The sequence below is a fragment of the Clostridiales bacterium FE2011 genome (assembly GCA_017569305.1).
GTDB lineage: Bacteria > Bacillota > Clostridia > Christensenellales > Aristaeellaceae > Aristaeella.
Genome location: CP069418.1, coordinates 2950227 through 2971404 on the forward strand (window position 1 = coordinate 2950227; position 21178 = coordinate 2971404).

At 54.0% G+C, this 21178-nt stretch carries 15 protein-coding genes; all 15 read left to right on the forward strand.

What is annotated here, in order from left to right; genetic code table 11:
- Positions 1-7: 7 nt before the first annotated feature.
- The 15 genes from JRC49_13265 (at position 8) to JRC49_13335 (ending at position 21176) form a co-directional block, all read left to right on the forward strand.
- Positions 8-1657: an ABC transporter ATP-binding protein gene (locus tag JRC49_13265; GenBank protein QTE70745.1), complete on the forward strand. Its 1650-nt coding sequence runs from the start codon at positions 8-10 to the stop codon at positions 1655-1657.
- Positions 1654-3375 carry an ABC transporter ATP-binding protein gene (locus JRC49_13270; protein ID QTE70746.1) on the forward strand — a complete coding sequence of 574 codons (1722 nt, stop codon included), beginning with the start codon at positions 1654-1656 and terminating at the stop codon, positions 3373-3375. Before JRC49_13265 ends, JRC49_13270 begins: the two co-directional genes overlap by 4 nt.
- Before the next feature lie 12 nt (positions 3376-3387).
- The gene (locus tag JRC49_13275; GenBank protein QTE70747.1) at positions 3388-4521 is read left to right on the forward strand and encodes a hypothetical protein; all 1134 of its coding nucleotides are present in this window, start codon (positions 3388-3390) and stop codon (positions 4519-4521) included.
- Between the two features lie 26 nt (positions 4522-4547).
- Positions 4548-7508 carry a hypothetical protein gene (locus tag JRC49_13280; GenBank protein ID QTE70748.1) on the forward strand — a complete coding sequence of 987 codons (2961 nt, stop codon included), beginning with the start codon at positions 4548-4550 and terminating at the stop codon, positions 7506-7508.
- Positions 7509-7572: 64 nt separating this feature from the next.
- Positions 7573-8373 (forward strand): FRG domain-containing protein, encoded by an 801-nt coding sequence (locus tag JRC49_13285; protein ID QTE70749.1) that lies wholly within the window; start codon positions 7573-7575, stop codon positions 8371-8373.
- 75 nt (positions 8374-8448) lie between these two features.
- Positions 8449-10446, forward strand: coding sequence for a CotH kinase family protein (locus tag JRC49_13290; protein QTE70750.1), 1998 nt, complete (start codon positions 8449-8451; stop codon positions 10444-10446).
- A 48-nt stretch (positions 10447-10494) separates the two neighbouring features.
- Positions 10495-11541 carry a hypothetical protein gene (locus tag JRC49_13295; GenBank protein ID QTE70751.1) on the forward strand — a complete coding sequence of 349 codons (1047 nt, stop codon included), beginning with the start codon at positions 10495-10497 and terminating at the stop codon, positions 11539-11541.
- A gap of 2 nt (positions 11542-11543) precedes the next feature.
- A complete protein-coding gene (locus tag JRC49_13300) occupies positions 11544-12197 on the forward strand; it encodes an HAD hydrolase-like protein (GenBank protein QTE72886.1) in 654 nt (217 codons plus the stop codon).
- Positions 12198-12454: 257 nt separating this feature from the next.
- Positions 12455-13573 carry a sugar ABC transporter substrate-binding protein gene (locus JRC49_13305; GenBank protein ID QTE70752.1) on the forward strand — a complete coding sequence of 373 codons (1119 nt, stop codon included), beginning with the start codon at positions 12455-12457 and terminating at the stop codon, positions 13571-13573.
- A 153-nt stretch (positions 13574-13726) separates the two neighbouring features.
- Positions 13727-14677, forward strand: coding sequence for an ABC transporter permease (locus JRC49_13310; GenBank protein QTE70753.1), 951 nt, complete (start codon positions 13727-13729; stop codon positions 14675-14677).
- An 11-nt stretch (positions 14678-14688) separates the two neighbouring features.
- Positions 14689-16188, forward strand: coding sequence for a sugar ABC transporter ATP-binding protein (locus JRC49_13315; GenBank protein ID QTE70754.1), 1500 nt, complete (start codon positions 14689-14691; stop codon positions 16186-16188).
- 14 nt (positions 16189-16202) lie between these two features.
- Complete coding sequence (locus JRC49_13320; protein QTE70755.1) at positions 16203-17174, forward strand: ABC transporter permease; 972 nt, start codon at positions 16203-16205, stop codon at positions 17172-17174.
- Between the two features lie 262 nt (positions 17175-17436).
- Positions 17437-18453 (forward strand): galactose ABC transporter substrate-binding protein, encoded by a 1017-nt coding sequence (locus JRC49_13325; protein QTE70756.1) that lies wholly within the window; start codon positions 17437-17439, stop codon positions 18451-18453.
- A 177-nt stretch (positions 18454-18630) separates the two neighbouring features.
- Complete coding sequence (locus JRC49_13330; GenBank protein ID QTE70757.1) at positions 18631-20142, forward strand: sugar ABC transporter ATP-binding protein; 1512 nt, start codon at positions 18631-18633, stop codon at positions 20140-20142.
- Between the two features lie 17 nt (positions 20143-20159).
- Complete coding sequence (locus JRC49_13335; protein QTE70758.1) at positions 20160-21176, forward strand: beta-methylgalactoside transporter; 1017 nt, start codon at positions 20160-20162, stop codon at positions 21174-21176.
- Positions 21177-21178 lie beyond the last annotated feature (2 nt).

Here is a 21178-nt window from a genome sequence, read left to right on the forward strand (position 1 = left end):
GCTCAATTTGGGTAAAGCTGCAATTGAGCTGACAATTCCTGAAAAAATCGCCGGTCTGGCTGACCTGGAGTTTACCGCCGTAAACAGTCCTGTGGTAAAAACCGCGGTCAGTATCTGCCTTACGCTTTTTGCCCTGGCCCTGGCAGAGTTTGTCGGCGGACTTGTTTCGACTTATATTACCTATATCGCCAAGGCACGCATCCATCGGAACTTTCAGGCGGCGGCTTCCCGCAAGGTGTTTTCCCTGACTGCCGCGGAGGCGGAGGCACGTGATCCCAAGGAATTCATCTCCCGCATCACGACGGATACCGGCTTTGTAAGTGATTTTCTGATTGATCTGCTGGTCATTGAGATTCCAAGACTGTATTTCATCACAAGTACGCTTGTGAAGGTTTCCCGTATGGGCAACGGATCGCTTTTGCTTGGCTTTATCCTGATTATTCCGGTCATTGTTCTCGGCGCCCTCTGGTCCGGCCGCGTAACATACAAAAGCCAGACCCGGCTTCAAAACTCCATTGCCCGCCTGACAGCCAGGCTTGCCGAAAAGGTGGAGCATGTGGAGATCATCAAGGCATACAACAAGACCGAGGATGAGATTGCAGACGGAGACGGCTTCATTGACGAGATGAAGGCTGCGCAGAAGAAGACCACGCTGGCCGCCGCTTTCAACCAGCTGATCGCAAACATCCTGTACGCAGTGCCGACGCTGATCATTATGACGGCCGGTGCAATCCTGCTTCTGGGCGGGGATATCACTACGGCTCAGTTTATCGCATACTTCGGCCTCGGCGCGACCTATCAGAGGTATATTGCGGACCATCTTACCCTGTGGGTGCTGGGCAAGAAAGCACAGGGCGCAACACTGCGTATTTCTGAAATCCTGACGCTCAATGAGGACAGCGGCGGTGAACAGAAGGCTGGCCGGCCGGATGATCTCAGGTTTGAACATGTTAGCTTCTCCCGCGGCGGAACTAAAACGCTTTCAGATGTCTCCTTCACGGTGAAGAACGGCAGCAAGTTTGCCATTGTGGGCGGAAGCGGAGCCGGGAAATCAACGCTGCTGAACCTGATTGAACAGTTTTACCGTCCGGAGCAGGGCCGTATCACACTGGGCGGCGTGGATATACGCGAATTTGAGATCAGCAGCTACCGGAACCTGTTTTCCTATCTTCCGCAGAATGCCCCGGGCTTTGACGGAACCGTGCGCGATTTTCTTTGCTACGGATCCGGGACGCCTCATTCCGATGAGGAACTGAACAAGTTCCTGAAGGAAGTCGATATGCTGGAGGCAGTCGAGCTGAACGGCGGCCTGGATTACGAGGTCGGGCCGGGAGCGTCGAAGCTCTCCGGCGGACAGAGACAGCGGCTGGCCGTGGCCAGAATGCTGCTGGCAGGAACTAAAATGGTTCTTGCGGATGAGGCTACGAGCGCGCTGGATTATGAAGGGTCCGGGCGTATTGCCGCGCTGATCGACCGATACGCGGCAGGGAAGACAAGGATCATTGTTGCGCACGATCTTTCCACCGTGCAGGACGCGGACACGATCCTGGTGCTTAACAAGGGCCGTGTTATGGGCTGCGGATCCCATGAAGAGCTGAAGAACTGCTGTCCGGAATACCGGAGCCTGCTGTCGGCCGGAGAGGGGGCGAAACAATGAAGAACAAGTCCAGCCTTGCAATGGAAAACGTCACGATCAGGACGAAGAAGCCATTGAGAACCCTCTATCAGGGCGTGAAGCTGCCCGTGCTCCGTACCTTGTTCGGATCGCTGCTGTACCTGGTCGGTACACTGATTGTTGCGTCGCAGGCTGACACTGTGGCCGCGATCTCTGTCGGTAAATTCCAGAATTTTTCGCCCATTGTCACCTATGCGCTGATGTGTATCCTCGGCTATGTGTTTTCCTATGCCAGCGTGGTGGCTGATCTCGGCTTTGTGGAGCTGGCGGCAAATATCCGGAAAAAGATCTGGAAGAAAGTTATGCGGCTCCCGTTCAGCTACTACGACCGGGAAAGCCCCAACAGGGTTCTGAGCCGCGTCACATCAGACCCGGAGTATTCCTATCTGCCTTTTAAACTGCTCCAGCTCATTTTTACTTTGCTGGCTTTCCTTCCGATTGTGCTGGCGGGTGAGGCGGCCATCGGGGAACTGACTCCGTACCTGCTCATCGGCTTTATCGCCACCATTGGCATTATGCTTTTCTCCGCCCGCTTCAGCGAACGGGGGGCTGTGTATGTGGCCGGAAAACTTGCCGCTTTTACCGCCTTTCTTGCAGAACGCTTCGGCAGAATCCGCTTCATCAAAGCCATGAACAGCGAGGAAAAGGAGAATGCGGCAGGTCTTCGCTGTATTGAGGATCGTTACGAGGCGGACAAATACAACGCCATGGCCAATACCCTTGTTATGTTCGGCCAGACTTTTCTGATCTTCGTTCTGTTTACCGTTGCTTTTCTCATCGGCAGCATGCTCATCCGGAACGGCCGTGTTCAGTCCGGTGCGGCGCTGGCTGCGTTCTATGCTTACGGAAACAATCTGGTTCTGGTGTTTCAGTTCTTCGCTCAGTTCCCGTCCGTGTTCTCCGCTACAAAGGGCGGTAGCAAAAAGATCGTCTCCATCCTGGAGGAAGAAGAAGAGGATCCGGATCAGGGAAAAAGTGAGTTTACGGCAGCCGGGGATCTGTGTATGGACAAGGTCTCCTTTGGCTACAACGACAGGGAAGTCATCCACGGCATCAGTACGCATATCCCCAAAGGAAAGATTACAGCGATTGTCGGCCCGAACGGCAGCGGCAAAACAACAGTATTGCGCCTGCTGAATCGCCTGTATCCGGATTTCGGCGGAAACATCCGGATCGGCGAGGACGGAAACGAGGTGTCCCTGCGCGCCTGGCGTGACCGCTTCGGCGTTGTCAGCCAGAACGCCGGCCTTTTCGAAGGAAGTATCCGCGACAATATCTGCTATGGCGTCAGGGATGTTAAGGAAGAGGAGCTGCAGGCTGTCATCTCCCTGGCCTGCCTGGAAGACCTGATCGCCTCCCATGAGGGAGGACTCGACTTCAACGTCGGTTTCAACGGAGAGAAGCTCTCCGGCGGCGAACAGCAGCGGATCGCCATTGCCAGGGCGATGCTGAAAAATCCGGACTATCTGATCCTGGACGAGGCGACCGCCAACCTGGACCCCGTGACGGAAGAAAAGATCCGGACCGGTATGAAGGCCCTTATCCAGGGCAGGACAGCCATCATCGTTGCACATAACTATCGGACCGTAGCCGAGGCCCAGCATGTGATCGTGATGCGCAACGGAACCGTCGAGGATGAAGGGACCGTTGAGGAATTAAAGGACAGGAATGCATTTTTCAAGGCGTTTGCCGGGCATTGAGAGGAGAAGTCTATGATATTCAAGTATCTGGAATGGATTCGCCTGCTGTACGATATGAAGCGTTACCAGAAGGTGGACGACTATGACGGAACGGCCAGACCGGATCATCTTTTCCGGTTTTATCCGGAAGGCACCGTCTGCAGCGACGGCAGCCGCTATCACGGGTTATTCCGTATGGGCAGGGAAAACAAGCTGCTCATTATGCTGGACGGCGGCGGCTTCGCCTATGACAAATATACCGCTGCACGCCCCTCCGGCGATACATTCGATGAGAACAATCCGACCTTTTATGACAGCTGGTGCAAACCCAGCAAGGACGCCTATGCCCGGCTGGGCATGTTCCACGAGAAGAGCAAAAAGAGCCCCTTTTACGGCTGGAGTCTCCTGTGTGTACCCTACGCCACCGGCGATTTCCACGGCGGGGCGGGGGAGTTTACCTATACGGATCCGGAAGGGAAGGAGCGAATCTTCCGTGCTCACGGGAATATCAATCTGCATCAGTGTATCGATTTTGCAAAGCAATTCTGCCCGCATCCGGAGAAACTGGTTGTGCTGGGCAGCAGCGCGGGCGGTTTCGGTACGGCACTGGTCGGCAATGACATCCTGGAGAGCTTCCCTGACTGCGATGATTGTACCTGCATCGTGGATGGGGCAGCCATAGACTTTGACTTAAAGGAATGTGCCGAGACGCTCTGGCAGGTGCCGGAATCCATCGGCGCCGCGCTTCATACCGGCGATCCGGTGGCTGACGGGCTGGAATACCTCTATGCGCATCAAAAAGGCAGGGTGAAGATCGGTTATGTGATCTCCCTGCGCGACTGCGTCCTGATGCGGTACCAGAACTATATCGATACGAAAAAAGAGATGGGCTGGCCGCCGGAAGCAGGGGAACGTATGGAACGCATCATCTGCGGCACGGTGAAACGCCTGTCCGCCGCCATTCCCGACATCAGCTATTTCCTTTATAACTACAACTTCAACGATATCAAAGGGCGTCCGGTCGAATCCAACGGGGCGACTTCCCACTGCTGCCTCTGGATTCCGGAATTCATGCGCTTTGAGCGCGAAGGCTGCACCGGATTGCAGTGGGTCAGAAACGTGATTGACGGGGAAACCACGCAGATCGGCAGGAATCTGCTGACCTGAGCACCATCAGGGCGGAGGATCGGAACATGAAATATGTATTGAACACTGAGAATTATCATAACTTTGATATGATTCAGGACAATACTCTGCCTTCCAGAAGCTATTTCATCCCCTTCAGCCGAAAGGAACGGATGGAGGGAATAGAAACCAGGGAAAAGAGATACCGATCTGATAAGGCTGAGGTGCTGAGCGGTGAGTGGGATTTCCGCTTTTACCGGGATCCGAAGGAACTGCCCGCGGTGCTTGATACGGACAATCTGGCGTTTGACCGGATACAGGTTCCGTCCTGCTGGCAGTTTACCGGTTATGCAAAGCCATTCTATCTCAACACCCGATATCAGTTTCCGTTCAGACCGCCAGTGATTCCTACGACCGAAAAAACCGGCTGGATCTTCTTCACAATGGGCGCAGATACCAGACCGGGATTTCATTGGGTCACACCGGAGGATGAATACAATTCTGTCGGCGTGTACCGCCGTTTTATCCACATAACGGACAAGCCGGGAAAGGCCGTTATTTCTTTCCTGGGCGTGGCCAGCTGCATTGACCTGTACCTGAACGGCGCATATGTCGGCTATTCGGAAGGAAGCCACAATACCTGTGAGTTCGACCTGACCCCCTTCCTTACGGAGGGCGCGAACGAGCTTGTCTGCGTTGTTCATCGCTGGTGCACCGGAACATACCTGGAGTGCCAGGATATGTTCCGGAACAACGGTATTTTCCGGGACGTGCTGTTGTTCCTCTGTGATGAAACGGATATTTTCGATTTCTCTTTCGCGCCTTTTTATTCCGGGGGAAGATATCGCGCAGAGATCAGTGTACAAGGTATTGGCGCAGCATCCTGCCGGATCTCGCTGAAAGGTCCGGGCATTGAAAAAGAAGCGACACTTGCCATCTGCGGAGAACAATCAAGTATTGTCAGCTTCGGAGACCTTGAGCCAGTGGAATGGAACGCCGAATACCCCGTTCTTTACGAGCTGCTGCTTGAAACCGAAAGCTGCGCGGTCAGCACGAAGGTTGGCTTCAGGCGCGTCAGCATTGAGGGAAATCTCTTTAAGCTGAACGGGCGTTTGCTGAAGCTCAAAGGAGTCAATCATCACGATACTACGCCCGGCGCCGGCTATACGATGACCGCCGCGGAAATCGTGAGGGATGTGGAACTGTGCAAGGAGTACAACATCGACACCATCCGCACCTCCCACTATCCGCCGGACCCGCTTCTGCTGGAATTAGCCGACGAACTGGGTATTTATATCATCGACGAGGCGGATATCGAGACGCACGGCGCCCAAACCATGACTTTTCCGCCTGATTTCAGCAGGATCAGCAAAAAACGCAAATGGACTTCCCACTACGTGAGACGGGCTGAGCAGATGTTTGAACGGGACAAAAATCATCCGTCCATTATCATGTGGAGCCTGGGAAACGAATCCGGCGGGCATGCCTGCCAGGATGAGATGGCGGCTTTTATCAAATCCTGTTCCGAACTCCCGATTCATTATGAAGGAGCGGTACACTCCAAAAAGGTTGCTTACGACGTAGCAAGCCAGATGTATCCTCCGGCCGAAGACCTGCACAGGATCGGAGAGGGCACGCATAAACAGCGCGCGTTTATGGACAGGCCGTATTTCCTTTGTGAGTATGCCCATGCCATGGGACTTGGTCCGGGCAGCGTGGAGAGCTACTGGAAAGAAATCTATGCCTATGACAACCTGCTGGGAGGCTGCGTGTGGGAGATGAACGACCACGCGGTCCGGCATGAGGACGGGAGCTATACATACGGCGGTGATCATGGCGAGTATATGCACGATGGGAATTTCTGCGTCGACGGGCTCTTCTTCCCGGACAGGACGCCGTCTTCCGGAGCAAAGCATGTACGGTTCGTCTATCGGCCGATCCGGGTCAGCTATTGCGGTCAGAACCGATTTGAGGTCTTCAATACAACCGCTTTTTCTGACGGAAGCCGGTATTTTCTGCGCTTCTCCGCGGGCGGGGAGCTTTTCCATGAAGAAGCTTATTCCGTGCCGCCTCTCAGCAAAAAAGTCATTTGCATTCCACTGCCGGAGCATGACGGCGGAGCTGACTTTTTCGTCGATATAGAAACGGTGGATACAGTCACAGGCCGGACCGCGTCTGTCGAGCAGCTCATTCTGAACGAGTGTTTCCGAAAAGCCGGTGAGCTGAAAAGAACGGCGCTTCCGAAGGACTTTGCCGTGGATGCACAGGGACGTGTTTCATTCGGCACGCTGAATTCCGCGCGGGAGGATACACTGCTTTACCGGGCGGCCACGGATAACGACGCACTGCTTCTGGGAATGATTCCCCAGGCTCTGCATGTTCAGCGGTTCTATGACACAAAGGAAAAGATTACCGGTATCGACAGGGAAAGCGGGCGGATTGAGGTCAGGAAGGTTCTTGCCTGCGGAAAGCTGCGCTTTGAGGAAACAACAGCCTATACCGGCACCGAAGACGGCGTCCTTGTACAGTGCACGCTTCACCCGGTGAAGGGCAGGACACTGCTTCCGAGATACGCCAAAGCGTTCCGTCTGGACGAAACCTTTGACCGCATATCCTACTACGGCCGCGACAGCGAAAGCTATGCGGACATGAAAGAGCATGCGCCAGTGGCTCATGTGGAATGCAGCGTATCCGATATGACTGAACCCTATATCCGGCCCCAGGAATCCGGAAACCGGGCGGATACAAGGTTCGCCGCGCTCTCGGACGGCCGGGAGACTTACATTTTTGAGGCGGTCGGAAACGCGTTTGAACTGGGCATTAAACCCTATTCAGACCGAGAACTGATCTCAATGCGTCACCGGGAAGATATCGTTCGCAGCGGTACTTACGCGGCTGTTTCCCTGTTTCAGGCCGGGATCGGAAGCGGGAGCTGCGGACCGATTGCCGGCGATTCATACCAATACCCCATGACAAAAGACTTTCATTTTTCCTTCCTGATCAGAAAAGAAAACGCGCGTTCGATCTGAACGCGCCGCTTTTGTTTATGCGTCCTTTATGATAAAATAACCTGTATGGAAGGAGTGAAACGGCATGATTCAGGAGATTAGAATTACGACACTGGAAGACCTGATGCCGCTGCTTTCTGAACAGGATTACAGACCGGAACTGAAACGGAACCGGTCCGGTTTTCTGTACCGGGGAATGCCGGATTCCGAGTACAAAATGGCGACCAGCCTGAGCCGCTGCTGCAAGGAAAAACAGAAAACGCTGGAACCGGCTATCCTGAACAATTTTGCCAAATATGCTGTACGGGAGGATCCTACGGTAGCCCGGAACGTCTGGTACCAGATGATTACCGGACAGCACAACGGCCTGCCGACAAGGCTGCTGGACTGGACCCATTCCGCACTGGTGGCGCTGCATTTCGCCATGACAGAAGAATGCCTGGAGGAAATGGACGCCCATGACTGCGTGGTATGGCGGATTGACATGAATGAGCAGATTGAACACCTGCCGGAGAAGTACAGGCTGGCCATCGGGCGGGAACAGACGACGCTGTTCTCCGTGGAGATGCTGACGAAGATTACGGACAGCCTGTACCAGTATGACGAAGATATGGGAGACCGGTCCATGGTCATTATCGAACCGCCGAGCACGAATGACCGGATCATCATGCAGTATTCCTTCTTCTCGGTGATCCCGATGGGCATGACAGACATTGAGGCATTCCTGGACGCATATACGCAGCATACGGTCAAATATGTGATTGACCGGCAGTTGCGGTGGCGGGTGCGGGATATGCTGGACAGCCTGAACATCAGCGAGCGGCTGCTGTATCCCGGACTGGAAGGACTGAGTAAATGGATCGCGCGGCATTATTATGTGAAATGAAAAGACTAATTCACAATTCATAATTCATAATTCATAATGATATATTGTTATACCAATACGAAAGGGGTCAGGCAGATGAAGATCAAACAAGGGGTGGGCATTGTCATCTGTCTGTTTTTATTTGCAGCTGTTCTGGGATTTGCCAGCGCAGCACGGGCGGATGTGATCATCAATGAGGTGATGGCCTCCAACGGATATTATGAGAACGGACATGCCTGGGACTGGGTGGAACTGTATAACGACGGAGACAGCACGGAAAATCTTTCCGGCTGGGGTTTTACAGACAGCAAGAAGGATCTGTTCAAGTTTACGTTTCCGGAAGGAACAAAAATCAAGGCGGGAGAATACCTGACCCTCTGGTGTACCGGGACGGAAAACAAAACACCCGGCAAGGGGGATACCTTCTACGCTGATTTCAAGATTTCTTCCAGCGGGGAGACGCTGAGGCTGACGGATCGGGACGAGGAGGAAGTCCAGAAGCTGAAAATGCCGGAGCAGTACGGCAACGTCAGCTACGGACTGCCGTCCGGGGGCGGGGAGTACGGATTCTTTGAAAACCCGACCCGGGGGAAAAAGAATGAAGCGGAAGCTTTTTCCGGGCGGCTGCAGGAGCCGGAGATTATCACGGCTGCCGGATTCTATGAAGGCGGCGTGACAGTGGAAGTCCGGGGAGAAGACGGGACAGAGCTTTACTACACCACGGACGGAGAAACCCCAACGAAAAAGAGCAAACCTTTCCCGGCAGAGGGACTGAAACTGAAAAAAACCACCCCTCTGCGGGTGAAAGCCTTCCGGAAGAACGCGGTGTCGTCACCGGTTGCCGGGGCTACCTATTTTATTGATGACGCGCCTAAAACCGCAATTGTATCCCTGATTTCAGACGACAAATACCTGTTCAGCAAAAAGACGGGTATGCTGGTAAAGGGAACAGGCAGCGTGCCCAATTATTCCAAGGGGTATGAGTATCCGGTCCATATTGAATATTTCAACAGTGACGGAAAGCAGGAGATCAGCCAGACGGGGACGATGACCTGCTCCGGACACAGCGCACGGATCAACAGCCAGAAGAGTATTGCCCTGTATGCCCGGAAAGCCTGGGGAGCGGATCAGTTTGCATTCAATCCTTTCCCGACGAGGGACTATGCGGGATACAAGAGCCTGCTCCTGCGGGCGGCCAACAGCGATACCTACGCGACGCGGCTGCGGGATATTGTCGCCAGCAGCCTGGCGGAGGGACAGGACATCCTGTACCAGGATCATGAGGTGATCCAGGTCTATATCAACGGCCGGTACTGGGGGCACTACAACCTGCGGGAAAAGATCAACAAATACTTTGTTGCGGCTTATGAAGGTGTGACAGAGGAAGCGGATATCGACAATATTGATATCCTGGCGCGAACAGGGACGGACGAATTCCTGCAGAACGGGGATAACAAGGACTGGCTTGAACTGTGTGACTTCTGCAAAAAGAACGACCTGAACAAACCGGAGAACCTGTCCTGGCTGGAGGAACGGCTGGATATTGACAATATGTTCACCCATGCCGCCTACGAGATTATCCTGGGCAATGTGGACTTTACAAACGTCCGGGTGTACCGGGTGCCCGGCGGCAAATGGAAATACCTGCTCTTTGACGTGGAGGCCTGCTGGCGGAACCTTGATCCCACACCGATTGAATACTATATCAAACCCCTGAATGCCAAAATCCAGGGCTTCCGCCATGAACCGCTGAACGCACTGTTCAAGGTGCCGGAAATGAAGGCACGTTTCCTGAACAGAGTAAGCGAACTGCTGGCCGGGGTGTTCCGCTGGGACAACGTGGAAAAGCATTTTGACGATGTGATCGACGTGCTTAAGCCGATTCTTCCGAGACACATAGAGCGCTGGAAGAATATGAAGATGGAAAACTGGAAAAAGAATATTCATGCCACAAAGTACTATGCCAGGGTGAGACCGAAGAAGATCCCGGAGATGCTGAAGAAAGCCATGAAGCTGACGAACGCGGAAGTGGAAGAGTATTTCGGTGAGACGCTGAAGCTGCTGGAAGAAACGAATAAGAAGCCGGAAGAGTGATTCATAATTCATCATTATGAAAGGGCAACCTGGACGATGAGTAACAAAATGGAGATAAAGACTTTAGGACATATTGTGGATGACGGGGAAGCACTGTGGTTGCTCTCGTCGGCAGCGGAGATCGGGTTCCGGGTGACAGACGCTACACAGGTGAAGCTGGTCCTGGGAGCAGATGACACGGTGCTGAATCCGGCTATGGAAACGATACTGCCGCGCTTTGCGGTGAGGGTGGACGGGGAGAAGGTCCTGGACGCCCGGATGACCGCAAAGGAAAAAACAGTGACGGCTTTTGCCGGAGAAGAAAAGCGGAGCGTGGAGGTCCGGCTGATCAAGCTGAGCGAGTGCACCCAGAGCCTGATGTGCCTGAAGCAGATTGAGACGGACGGCAGCATTGAACCGCTGCCGGCAAAACCGCTGAAAATGGAATTTATCGGTGATTCCATTACCTGCGGATACGGGGTGGAAGGGAAGAGCGAAGCGGAAAACTTCACCACTGCCACGGAAAACGCCGAGAAAGGATATGCCTGCCTCACAGCGGAAGCCCTGGGAGCAGACGCGGTGATGACCTGCTTTTCCGGCCACGGCATTGTATCCGGCTATACGGGAGATCCTTCTGTCTGCAACGGATCGGAGCTGCTTCCTCCCTACTATGAGAAAGAGGGAAGAAACGGATACCGGCTGGCAAACGGAAAGCTTCCGGAGGAAATCAGCCGGGATTTCAGCGCGTTCCAGCCGGATTACATTGTGATCAACCTGGGAACAAACGACATGAGCTGGTGCGGAACGGACGAGTCGAGAGGCACACAGTACGCGGAAGGATATGTCCGGCTCCTGAAAGTGGTGCGGAAATATAATCCCCAAGCCAGGATCCTGTGCGCGCTGGGTGTGATGGGCACCCTCCTGAACCCGAAACTGGAACAGGCAGTCGGACAGTATCGCAGGGAAACCGGGGATGACCGGATCCGCCTGCTGCTGCTGGAAGACCAGAATGCCGCCAGGGATGGCTACGGCTCCGATTACCATCCTAACGAAATCACCCAGCGCCTGCTGGCACAGAAAGTGACGGAATCGATCAGACTATGGATGAACGAATGAAACTGAAATATCCCTGCCTGGTGCTGGATCATGACGATACCACGGTGAATTCCACCGCGACGGTTCATTATCCCTGCTTTGTCGAGTACATGGAAAAATACTTTCCGAATGTCCACCTGACGCTGGAGGAATACTTCCGGTACAACTTTGACCCGGGCGTGATCGAGCTGTTCACAAACATCTGTGGGATGACCTGGGAGCAGATGATGGATGAGGAAGAATATTGGAAGGAATATGTGAAGCATCATATTCCCAAAGCCTATCCCGGCATCCGGGAGATCCTGCTGGAGCAGAAGAGAAGGGGCGGGAAGATCTGCGTAGTGAGCCATTCCTTCGCAGACTATATCAGGCGGGATTACCGGGAAAACAACCTGCCGGAACCGGATCTGATCTTCGGTTGGGAATGCCCGCCGGAACAGCGTAAGCCGTCCGTTTATCCGCTGGAACAGATCATGAAAAATTACGGATTGAAACCGGAAGAACTACTGGTTGTGGATGACCTGAAGCCCGGCTATGACATGGCAAAGGCAGCCGGCGTTCCTTTCGCCGCAGCCGGATGGGCCAACGATATTCCACAGATTGAAACCTTCATGAAAACAAACTGCGGTCTCTATTTCAAAACGGTGGATGAACTGCACAGATACCTGTTCGACTGATTACTCAGAAAAAGGGTATAAGCTTTTTATACCAGGTATAAGCTTTTTATACCTGGTATATGTTTTTTCTACCCGGCGCGTCGAATGAAAACAAACCAAACCAATAATATTCAACTTGCGGTTCGTTGAACCGCATTTTTGCGTCTGTTATAATTTTACTAAATCAAACGGATGGATCAAATTCATACAGAGCGCCTTCAGTGGAGATGATCTATCTTCGTTTAACAGTATCATAATCAACAAGGAGGACAAGTATTATGAAAAAGATCATTGCTCTCGTACTCGCACTGTCAATGGTGCTCGGCCTCGTCGGCGCCGTTCATGCGGAAGACAAAATCAAGATCGGTATCTCCATCTGGAGTTCCACTGACACCCTGGGCAGCGAATGCAAGCGCCTGATTGACGCCGCTGCCGACGCGCTGGGCGTTGAAACCCAGTGGGTTGACCAGGCTCACATCTCTGAGCAGGTGACTGCTTCCGCCGAAACCCTGGCGATGGCTGACTGCGATGGTATCATCATCTGCAACTCCGCCTCCGCTGAAATGGGCTCTGTTATCAAGACCTGCGATGAGAACGAAGTGTATGTCGCCCAGTTCTTCCGCGTCATCAACGAAGAAGCCAACCCCGATGAATATGCTCAGGCCAAGGCTTCCAAGTACTATGTGGGCGCTGTGCATGAATCTGAATTCGACAATGGCAAAACCCTCGTGACCATCCTGGGCAACAAGGGCTGCCGCAAGATCGGCCTGGAAGGCTGGGAACCCGGCGATGCTACGTTCCTGGGCCGCTGGGAAGGCTACAAGGCCGGCGTTGAAGAGTGGAATGCCGCTCACGCTGATGATCAGATCGAACTGCTTGAGCCGCAGTACGGCCGTACCACCACTGACACCGGCCGCCAGACCGCTGAAGCTATCATCGACGCCAATCCCGACATCGACGCTCTGATCGTTGCCGGCGGCGGCGGAGACACCCTGCTGGGCGCTATCGCCGGTATCGAAGCCAAGGGCCTGACCGGCAAGATCGCTGTGGTTTCCACCGACTTCCTGCCTGACCTGGACGCCAAGCTCGAAAGCGGCGCGATGGCTGCCGAATCCGGCGGACACTATGCTGACCCCTTCTTCGCCTTCCTGATGGTCTACAATGCCATCAAGGGCAACTATGCCACCAGCGAAGATGGTTTCTATGACATGGTATTCCCCTACATGTTCGTTGACTCTCCCGAAAGCTACGCCAACTATGCCGCGTACTTCACCGGAGACCAGCTGCCCTACACCGCTGACGAAATCAAGGCTCTGGCTGAGCTGTCCTACGACGACCTGGCTGCCGCCTGCGCCGGACTGTCTGTTGAAGACGTCGTGGCCCGTCACGCGAAATAATCCGATTTGATCCGGGCGGTCACCAGGCGCGGTGACCGTCCCGGTTTTTCATGTTGACCTTTTCATGTTATACTGTACAGAGACCGATAAAAACTTCACAGGTTCAGATTATCAGGCCGGCTGTTTACGCCGGAGCCAAAGGGAGCGAAGCACATGCCCACCAAACTGCAGAAGCTGAAGGGAACAAAAGCTTACGGCGTCATGATGCTGGCGGCGATGGTTTTGTTTTTCTACGCTGTATTCAAGATCCTGACACCGGATAATTTCGGTTCCCCCGCCAATCTTTACTCTTATCTGCAATCGTCCATCATCTATTCAGTCGGCGGCTGCGGCCTGTATTTCATCGTGGTCATGGGCCTGTTTGACTTCGCAGTCGGTTCCAATATCGTACTGTCTTCCATTGTGGGCGTGATCCTGTCACAGCACTTCGGCTATATCGGCTTTGTGGTCGGATGCCTGGGATGCGGTACGCTGATCGGCCTGCTGATCGGAACGCTGTACAACCAGCTGAATGTGCCTTCCATGATTGTTACGGTGGGTCTGATGCTGATCTTCGAGTGTGTGGCTGTGATTGTGGCCGGCGGCGTAAAGCAGACGCTGGCGCCGGAACTGCGCTTCTTCAGCGGCGCACCCGGAAACATCATCCTGGCCGGACTGGCCTTCGGACTGATGTATTTCATCCTGAACTATACCAAGATCGGTACCTATTGCAACGCGATCGGCTCCAATGAGTTCACCGCGAAGAACATGGGTATCAGCGTGAAGAAGTACAAGCTGATCGGCTTTATGCTGCTTCACTTCTTCGTCGGGATCATGGCAATCCTGACGGTCTCTTACGGCACGACAATGACGGCATTGACCGGCATGAGCACCATGAGCCGTAACTTCCAGCCGCTGATGGGAACTTTCTTCGGCGTAGCGTTCAAAAAATACGGTATGCCGATTACCGCCATTGTGGTGGGTGAGTTCATCATCGCCATGATTTTCAGCGGCTTTGTGGCGCTGGGCGCACCGACCACCATCCAGAATGTGGTGACAGGCGCGGCGCTGCTGATTATCGTTGCCCTGACTGCCCGCGGCAGCAGAGGCAGCGTCGTAAAGTGAGGGCAGTGCGTATGGAAAAGAAGACAATTCTCGTTGCCGAGCACATTGATAAGCGCTTCGGTATTACGCATGCCGTGAATGACGTATCCCTGACAGTGGCCGCAGGCGAGGTCCGGGGTCTGATCGGGGAGAACGGATCCGGCAAGAGCACCTTCTGCCAGATGCTGTGCGGGATCTACTCCATCGGCGGAGGCACCTTCACGCTGGACGGGAAGGAACTGAATATCCGCAATCAGGTGGATGCCAACAATGCAGGAATTGCGATCATCGTTCAGGAAATGGGCACGCTGTCCGGCCTGACGGTGGCTGAAAATATCTATCTGGGGCATGAAGAACCTTTCATGCACAAGGGAATCAAAGATACCCGCGCTATGAACCGGGAAGCACAGAAGCTGCTGGATGAATACGGCTTCGGACGGATCAAGGCGGGTGTGATGATAGACCACTACAACTTTGAAGACCGCAAGCTGGTGGAAATTGTCAAGGCAACCTATATGAAGCCCAAGATCCTGGTCATTGACGAGACGACGACGGCACTGAGCCAGAACGGCCGTCTGGAACTGTACAAGATTATGGACGCTGTCCGGGCGGACGGCCGCACAGTCATCTTTATCAGCCATGACCTGGGCGAGGTGCTGGCCCGTACAGACACGGTATCCGTGCTGCGGGACGGCGAGTATATTGATACCGTGGTTTCCTCGGAAGTCACAGAGGATGACCTGAAGCGCCTGATGGTGGGCCGGGAAATCGGTTCCGCCTATTACCGGACAGACTTCGGACAGCCGGTATCTGACGAGACCGTGCTTTCCGTGAGGAATGTGACGGTGAACGGTGAACTGGAAGACGTGTCTTTTGACCTGCATAAGGGAGAGATCCTTGGCTTCGGCGGTTTGTCCGAATGCGGCATGCACGAGATCGGCAAGGCGGTTTTCGGAGCCTCCTGGAACCGGGAGGGTACGGTGACACTGGCGGATGGAACGGAAATCAACGACATTCCCACAGCCATTAAAAAGTCCATTGCCTATGCGTCCAAGGACAGGGACAATGAGTCCATTATCCTGAATGAATCCATCCGCAACAACGTGGTCCTGCCTTCCCTGGAGGACCTGTCCAACCATGGCCTGCTGAATGGACGGAAAATGACGCGCTTCGCGAATGAACAGGCGAAGAACATGCAGACCAAAATGCAGAACGTGAACCAGTTTGTTTCCGATCTGTCCGGCGGCAACAAGCAGAAGGTTGTGCTGGCCCGATGGCTGGGCAAAGGCAGCCAGATCCTGGTACTGGATTCCCCGACCCGCGGTATTGACGTGAAGGTAAAACAGGCAATATACGCACTGATGGCGGAACTGAAGGAACAGGGAAGATCCATCATCATGATCAGCGAAGAGATTCCGGAACTGCTGGGTATGTCGGACCGGATCCTCGTCATGAAGGACGGCAGGATCAACGGTGAATTCCAGCGGGATCCGGATCTGAATGAAGAAGCGCTGATTGCGAAGATGGTGTAAAGGGGGCGGGAAGAATGGACAAGAACAAAGTGGAAAAGAATGAACAATCCAAACTTCACGCTTTCCTGACAGGCGACCGCCTGAAAGCGCTGCTTCCGCTGATCGGCTTTGTGGTGATCCTGCTGGTCATGCATATCATGACAAACGGAAAGATCCTGACGCCGAAGAAGATGCGGCTGCTGCTGTCACAGATTTATTACCCGACAATCGTGGCGACCGGTGTGTTCTTTATCATGACACTGGGGTCCATCGACTTTACGGAAGGTTCCACGCTGGGCGTGGCTTCCATCGTGGTCAGCGCACTGTCCTTCTACAGCATCCCGCTGGCGATTGTCGGCGGTATCCTGACCGGTGCGCTCATCGGTGCTGTGAACGGATTCTTCCATGTGAAGTTCAGATTGCCGAGCTTCATTGTTACCATTTGTACTATGTACCTGTTCCGCGGTGTCTGCGCATATTTCACGACAGAAACCGCTGTGCCCGCAAGCAACGCCATCAAGGCGCTGGATCAGGATTGGCTGAAGATTACCATTACCCTGGCAGTGCTGGTGATCGCCTTCTTCCTGTTTAAGTTTACCCGGATCGGCAACGATGTGAAGGCTGTCGGCTCCGGTGAAACCGCAGCCCGGTTCTCCGGTGTGCGGACCGCCCGGGTGAAGTTCCTGGCTTTTGTGAGTGCCGGTGCGCTGACCGGCCTGGCCGCTTTCGTCAACGTAATCAAAGTCGGTTCCATCACCGCAACAGCAGGCAACCAGCTGGAAACGCAGATCCTGATCTCCCTGGTGCTGGGCGGCCTGCCGATTACAGGCGGCGCAAAAGTGCGCTTCTCCAACATCGTGATCGGTACGCTGATGTATGCGGTACTCAACAGCGGCCTGTCCATTCTCGGTTATGAGCCGCAGGTGCAGCAGCTGATCAAGGGTATCGTGTTCCTGGTATTTGTTGCACTGACCATCGACCGCAAGGCACTGAAGGTCATTAAGTAAGCGTGTTAGCAGGGTATCCTCATATTCTTCTCCTTTTGGCTTCTCTCTGTGGTGGAGGGAAGCCTTTTTGTATGTACAATACAGAGACTAAATCACATAAAGAGAAACGTTACGTTTTTATTTGGCGAAAGTTCGAATTCATTCGCACTTGTCCAAAACGGTAGAATTGCCACCAAATGTATGTTACAATGCGTACCGATTGATCCGGGTTTCAATGCGGTGGATCCGCATGAAAAAATAATATTTTTAAGGAGACGGTAACATGAAGAAGACCCTTGCTATCCTGTTGGCTGCTATCCTGGTGCTGAGCTGCTTCAGCTTCGCTTCCGCGGAAGCCAAGACCTACAAAGTCGGCGTATCCATCTATCAGTACACTGACAACTTTATGACCCTGTACCGGAATGAAATCGAAGCGTACTTCAAGACCCTCGAAACCGACGACGTGAAGTATGAAATCACCATGGCGGACGGCAAGAACGACATGGCTGAACAGACCAACCAGATCCGTAACTTCATTACCCAGGGCATGGACGTGATCATCCTGAACCTGGTGCAGACTTCTTCCGCTGACGCTGTCATCGATGAAATCGTGGCGGCTGGTATCCCGCTGGTGCTGATCAACCGTGAGCCCCTGGCTTATGACGCTGACGGCAACACGCTGGATGAGAAGTACGAAGGCATCCTGAACAACGCCCAGGTTTGCTACGTCGGCGCTGACGCCCGTCAGTCCGGTACCTACCAGGGTGAAATGATCGCCGCTCTGGACAATAAGGGCGACATCAACGGCGACGGAAAAGTTTCCTACATCATGATCGAAGGCGACCCGGAAAACATCGACGCTCAGTATCGTACCGAGTTCTCTGTGAAGGCGCTGACCGATGCCGGTATCGAAGTGGAATGCCTGGACGACCAGGTGGGCAACTGGGATCAGACCAAGGGGCAGGAACTGTGCGCGAACGCGCTGAGCAAGTACGGCGACAAGGTTGAAGTTGTGTTCTGCAACAACGACGGTATGGCGCTGGGCGCCCACACCGCCATTGTGGCCGCCGGCCGCAAAGTGGGCGAGGACATCTACCTGGTAGGCGTTGACGCTCTGCCCGAAGCGATCGACCTGATCAAGGAAGGCAACATGACCGGTACCGTGCTGAACGACCACATCGGCCAGAGCCATGCAGCGGTTGACGTTGCTGTGCAGCTGCTGAACGGCGAAGAAATCCAGAACTACTACTGGGTTAACTACGTGAAGGTCGACAAGGCCTATGCGGAAGCTAACTATTGATCATCCGCTGAAGCAGATCATTCAATGATTCGCAGGTGGGTGAGCCGGCTATTGGCTCACCCACCTTTTCGGAGTATAATAGGACTATATTGAACAAAAGCGCCTTTTGATCCGTGCCCCGGAAGGACCCGGATCAAAGGGCACTGAACAGAACAAGATGAGAGGAGGCATGCCCTCATGTCCGAATACGTACTGGAAATGACAGGCGTCAGCAAGTCTTTCCCGGGCGTTAAGGCGCTGGACAATGTGCAGCTGAAGCTCCGGCCCGGCAAGGTACACGCCCTGATGGGCGAGAATGGCGCCGGCAAATCCACCCTGATGAAGTGTATGTTCGGAATCTACAAGATGGATGAAGGACAGATCCTGATGGACGGGGAGCCTGTGACGATCAGCGACCCCATGGACGCCCTGAAAAAGGGGATTGCCATGGTGCATCAGGAACTCCAGCCGATTCCCGCCCGGACGGTCGGGGAAAACATTTTCCTCGGACGGTATCCCATGAAAAAGGCTCTGGGCTTCATTCCGATGGTGGATCATGCCAAGATGTACGCCGATACGGAGGACCTGCTGAAGAAGGTCAGGATGCACTTTGACCCGAAGCAGAAGGTGGGCGAGCTGAGCGTTTCCCAGATGCAGTCTGTGGAAATCGCAAAGGCGGTATCGGCCAACTGCCGGGTGCTGATCCTGGATGAGCCGACCTCTTCCCTGACAGCCAATGAGGTGGAGGCTCTATTCCGGATCATTGAAGACCTGAAGGCTGAAAATGTTGCCATCGTATATATCTCCCACAAGATGGATGAGATTCTCCGCATTGCGGATGAAGTCAGCATCATGCGGGACGGCAAATACATCGGTACCTGGGAAGCCAGCGAACTGACCACGGACAAGATCATTACCCTGATGGTGGGCCGGGAACTGACGAACCTGTATCCGAAACGGGAGAACGTTCCCGGGGAAGTGGTATTTGAGGTGAAGGATTTTACCTCCATCAATCCGCGGTCCTTCCGGAATGTCAGCTTCCAGCTGCGCAAAGGCGAAATCCTGGGTGTAGGCGGCCTGGTGGGTGCCCAGCGGACAGAGCTGATGGAAGGCCTGTTCGGAATCCGTTCCCACACTACCGGCCAGATTTTCTATAAAGGGAAAGAACTGACGATCAACCGGCCGAAGGACGCCATTGACCAGGGAATTGCGATGCTGACGGAGGACCGGCGCGGAAGCGGAATCATGGGTGTCCTGAGCGTGGCGGATAATATTTCCATCTCCTCACTGAACCAGTACCTGGATCACGGATACTTTATCAACGGTAAAAAGGTGGAACAGCTGGTCCAGGACAACGTGAAGAAGATGAATATCAAAACCCCGTCGTCCAAAACGCTGATCAAATCCCTTTCCGGCGGCAACCAGCAGAAAGTGCTGGTAGGACGCTGGCTGGCAAACAATCCGGACGTGCTGATCCTGGATGAGCCGACCCGCGGTATCGACGTCGGTGCCAAATACGAAATCTACTGCATTATCGCGGAACTGGCCAAGGAAGGAAAGAGCATCATCATGATTTCTTCCGAGATGGGCGAACTGATCGGCATGTCGGACCGGATCATGGTCATGTGTGACGGCCGGGTAACCGGTTTTGTGGACGGAGGTCAGGTTACGCAGGAAAGTATCATGACTTACGCGACGCAGTTTCAATAATCAAGGAGGAAATGAAGATGGAAGCTAACAGAGAAATCGGTTTCGGAACGAAACTGGTAAAGATTGTCACCCGGAATCCCATCGTCTTCCTGCTGCTGATCGCGGCAATCATCGTGGGCTGTTCGGTGGAGAACTTCTTCTCCTGGGGCAACCTCACAAACCTGCTCAGCAATACCGCCATCCGGTTCCTGATCGCGCTGGGCGTTTCCGGCTGCCTGATCACAAAGGGTACGGACCTGTCCGCCGGCCGCCAGGTCGGTTTCGCGGCGGTTATCGCCGGCATTATGTGTCAGCGGGGTGATTATAACGGCCGCCTGTGGAAATTCCTGCCGGAAATGAACATCGGTCTGGTTTTCCTGGTTGTGGTTCTCTTCGGCGTAATCTGGGGCCTGATCAACGGCTTTATCGTGACAAAGCTCCATGTTCCGCCCTTTATTGCCACCTTGGGCACGCAGACCATCATTTACGGCATCTCCCTGGTCATTTCCGACGCCCAGCCTATCGGCGGATTCCAGAAGATCTATACTACCCTGATCAACGGCCGCATCGGCAACGTGAGGGGATTCCACCTGCCTTACCTGCTGTTTGTGGCCGCGGTATTCGGCCTTGTGTTCTGGTTTATCTACAATAAGATGCGTTTCGGCAAGTACATGTACGCCATCGGCGGCAACGACGTGGCAGCGGAGGTTTCCGGTGTAAACACTACCCGGACCCTGATGCGGATCTATACCACGGCGGGCATCATGTATGCTGTGGCCGGATACCTGCTTGCCGCAAAGTCCGGCGGCGCGTCCGCTTCCATGGGCCAGGGCTATGAACTGGAAGCCATCGCGGGCTGCACCATCGGCGGCGTTTCCACCACAGGCGGTATCGGTACGGTTCCCGGGATCCTGATCGGCGTGCTGGTGTTCGAACTGCTGAAGATCATCCTGCAGTTCCTGGGCGTCAACCCGTATTACAACTATGTGGTGCAGGGCCTGGTTATCGTACTGGCCGTCTCCCTGGATATCCGCAAGTATATTGCGAAGAAGTAAGG

Bases quoted from the DNA above. Each gene is read 5' to 3' on its own strand.
- JRC49_13335 (QTE70758.1), top strand. From the start codon at position 20,160: ATGGAAGCTAACAGAGAAATCGGTTTCGGAACGAAACTGGTAAAGATT.
- JRC49_13290 (QTE70750.1), top strand. From the start codon at position 8,449: ATGAAGATCAAACAAGGGGTGGGCATTGTCATCTGTCTGTTTTTATTT.
- JRC49_13315 (QTE70754.1), top strand. From the start codon at position 14,689: ATGGAAAAGAAGACAATTCTCGTTGCCGAGCACATTGATAAGCGCTTC.
- JRC49_13330 (QTE70757.1), top strand. From the start codon at position 18,631: ATGTCCGAATACGTACTGGAAATGACAGGCGTCAGCAAGTCTTTCCCG.
- JRC49_13320 (QTE70755.1), top strand. From the start codon at position 16,203: ATGGACAAGAACAAAGTGGAAAAGAATGAACAATCCAAACTTCACGCT.
- JRC49_13270 (QTE70746.1), top strand. From the start codon at position 1,654: ATGAAGAACAAGTCCAGCCTTGCAATGGAAAACGTCACGATCAGGACG.
- JRC49_13310 (QTE70753.1), top strand. From the start codon at position 13,727: ATGCCCACCAAACTGCAGAAGCTGAAGGGAACAAAAGCTTACGGCGTC.
- JRC49_13285 (QTE70749.1), top strand. From the start codon at position 7,573: ATGATTCAGGAGATTAGAATTACGACACTGGAAGACCTGATGCCGCTG.
- JRC49_13325 (QTE70756.1), top strand. From the start codon at position 17,437: ATGAAGAAGACCCTTGCTATCCTGTTGGCTGCTATCCTGGTGCTGAGC.
- JRC49_13305 (QTE70752.1), top strand. From the start codon at position 12,455: ATGAAAAAGATCATTGCTCTCGTACTCGCACTGTCAATGGTGCTCGGC.
- JRC49_13295 (QTE70751.1), top strand. From the start codon at position 10,495: ATGGAGATAAAGACTTTAGGACATATTGTGGATGACGGGGAAGCACTG.
- JRC49_13280 (QTE70748.1), top strand. From the start codon at position 4,548: ATGAAATATGTATTGAACACTGAGAATTATCATAACTTTGATATGATT.
- JRC49_13275 (QTE70747.1), top strand. From the start codon at position 3,388: ATGATATTCAAGTATCTGGAATGGATTCGCCTGCTGTACGATATGAAG.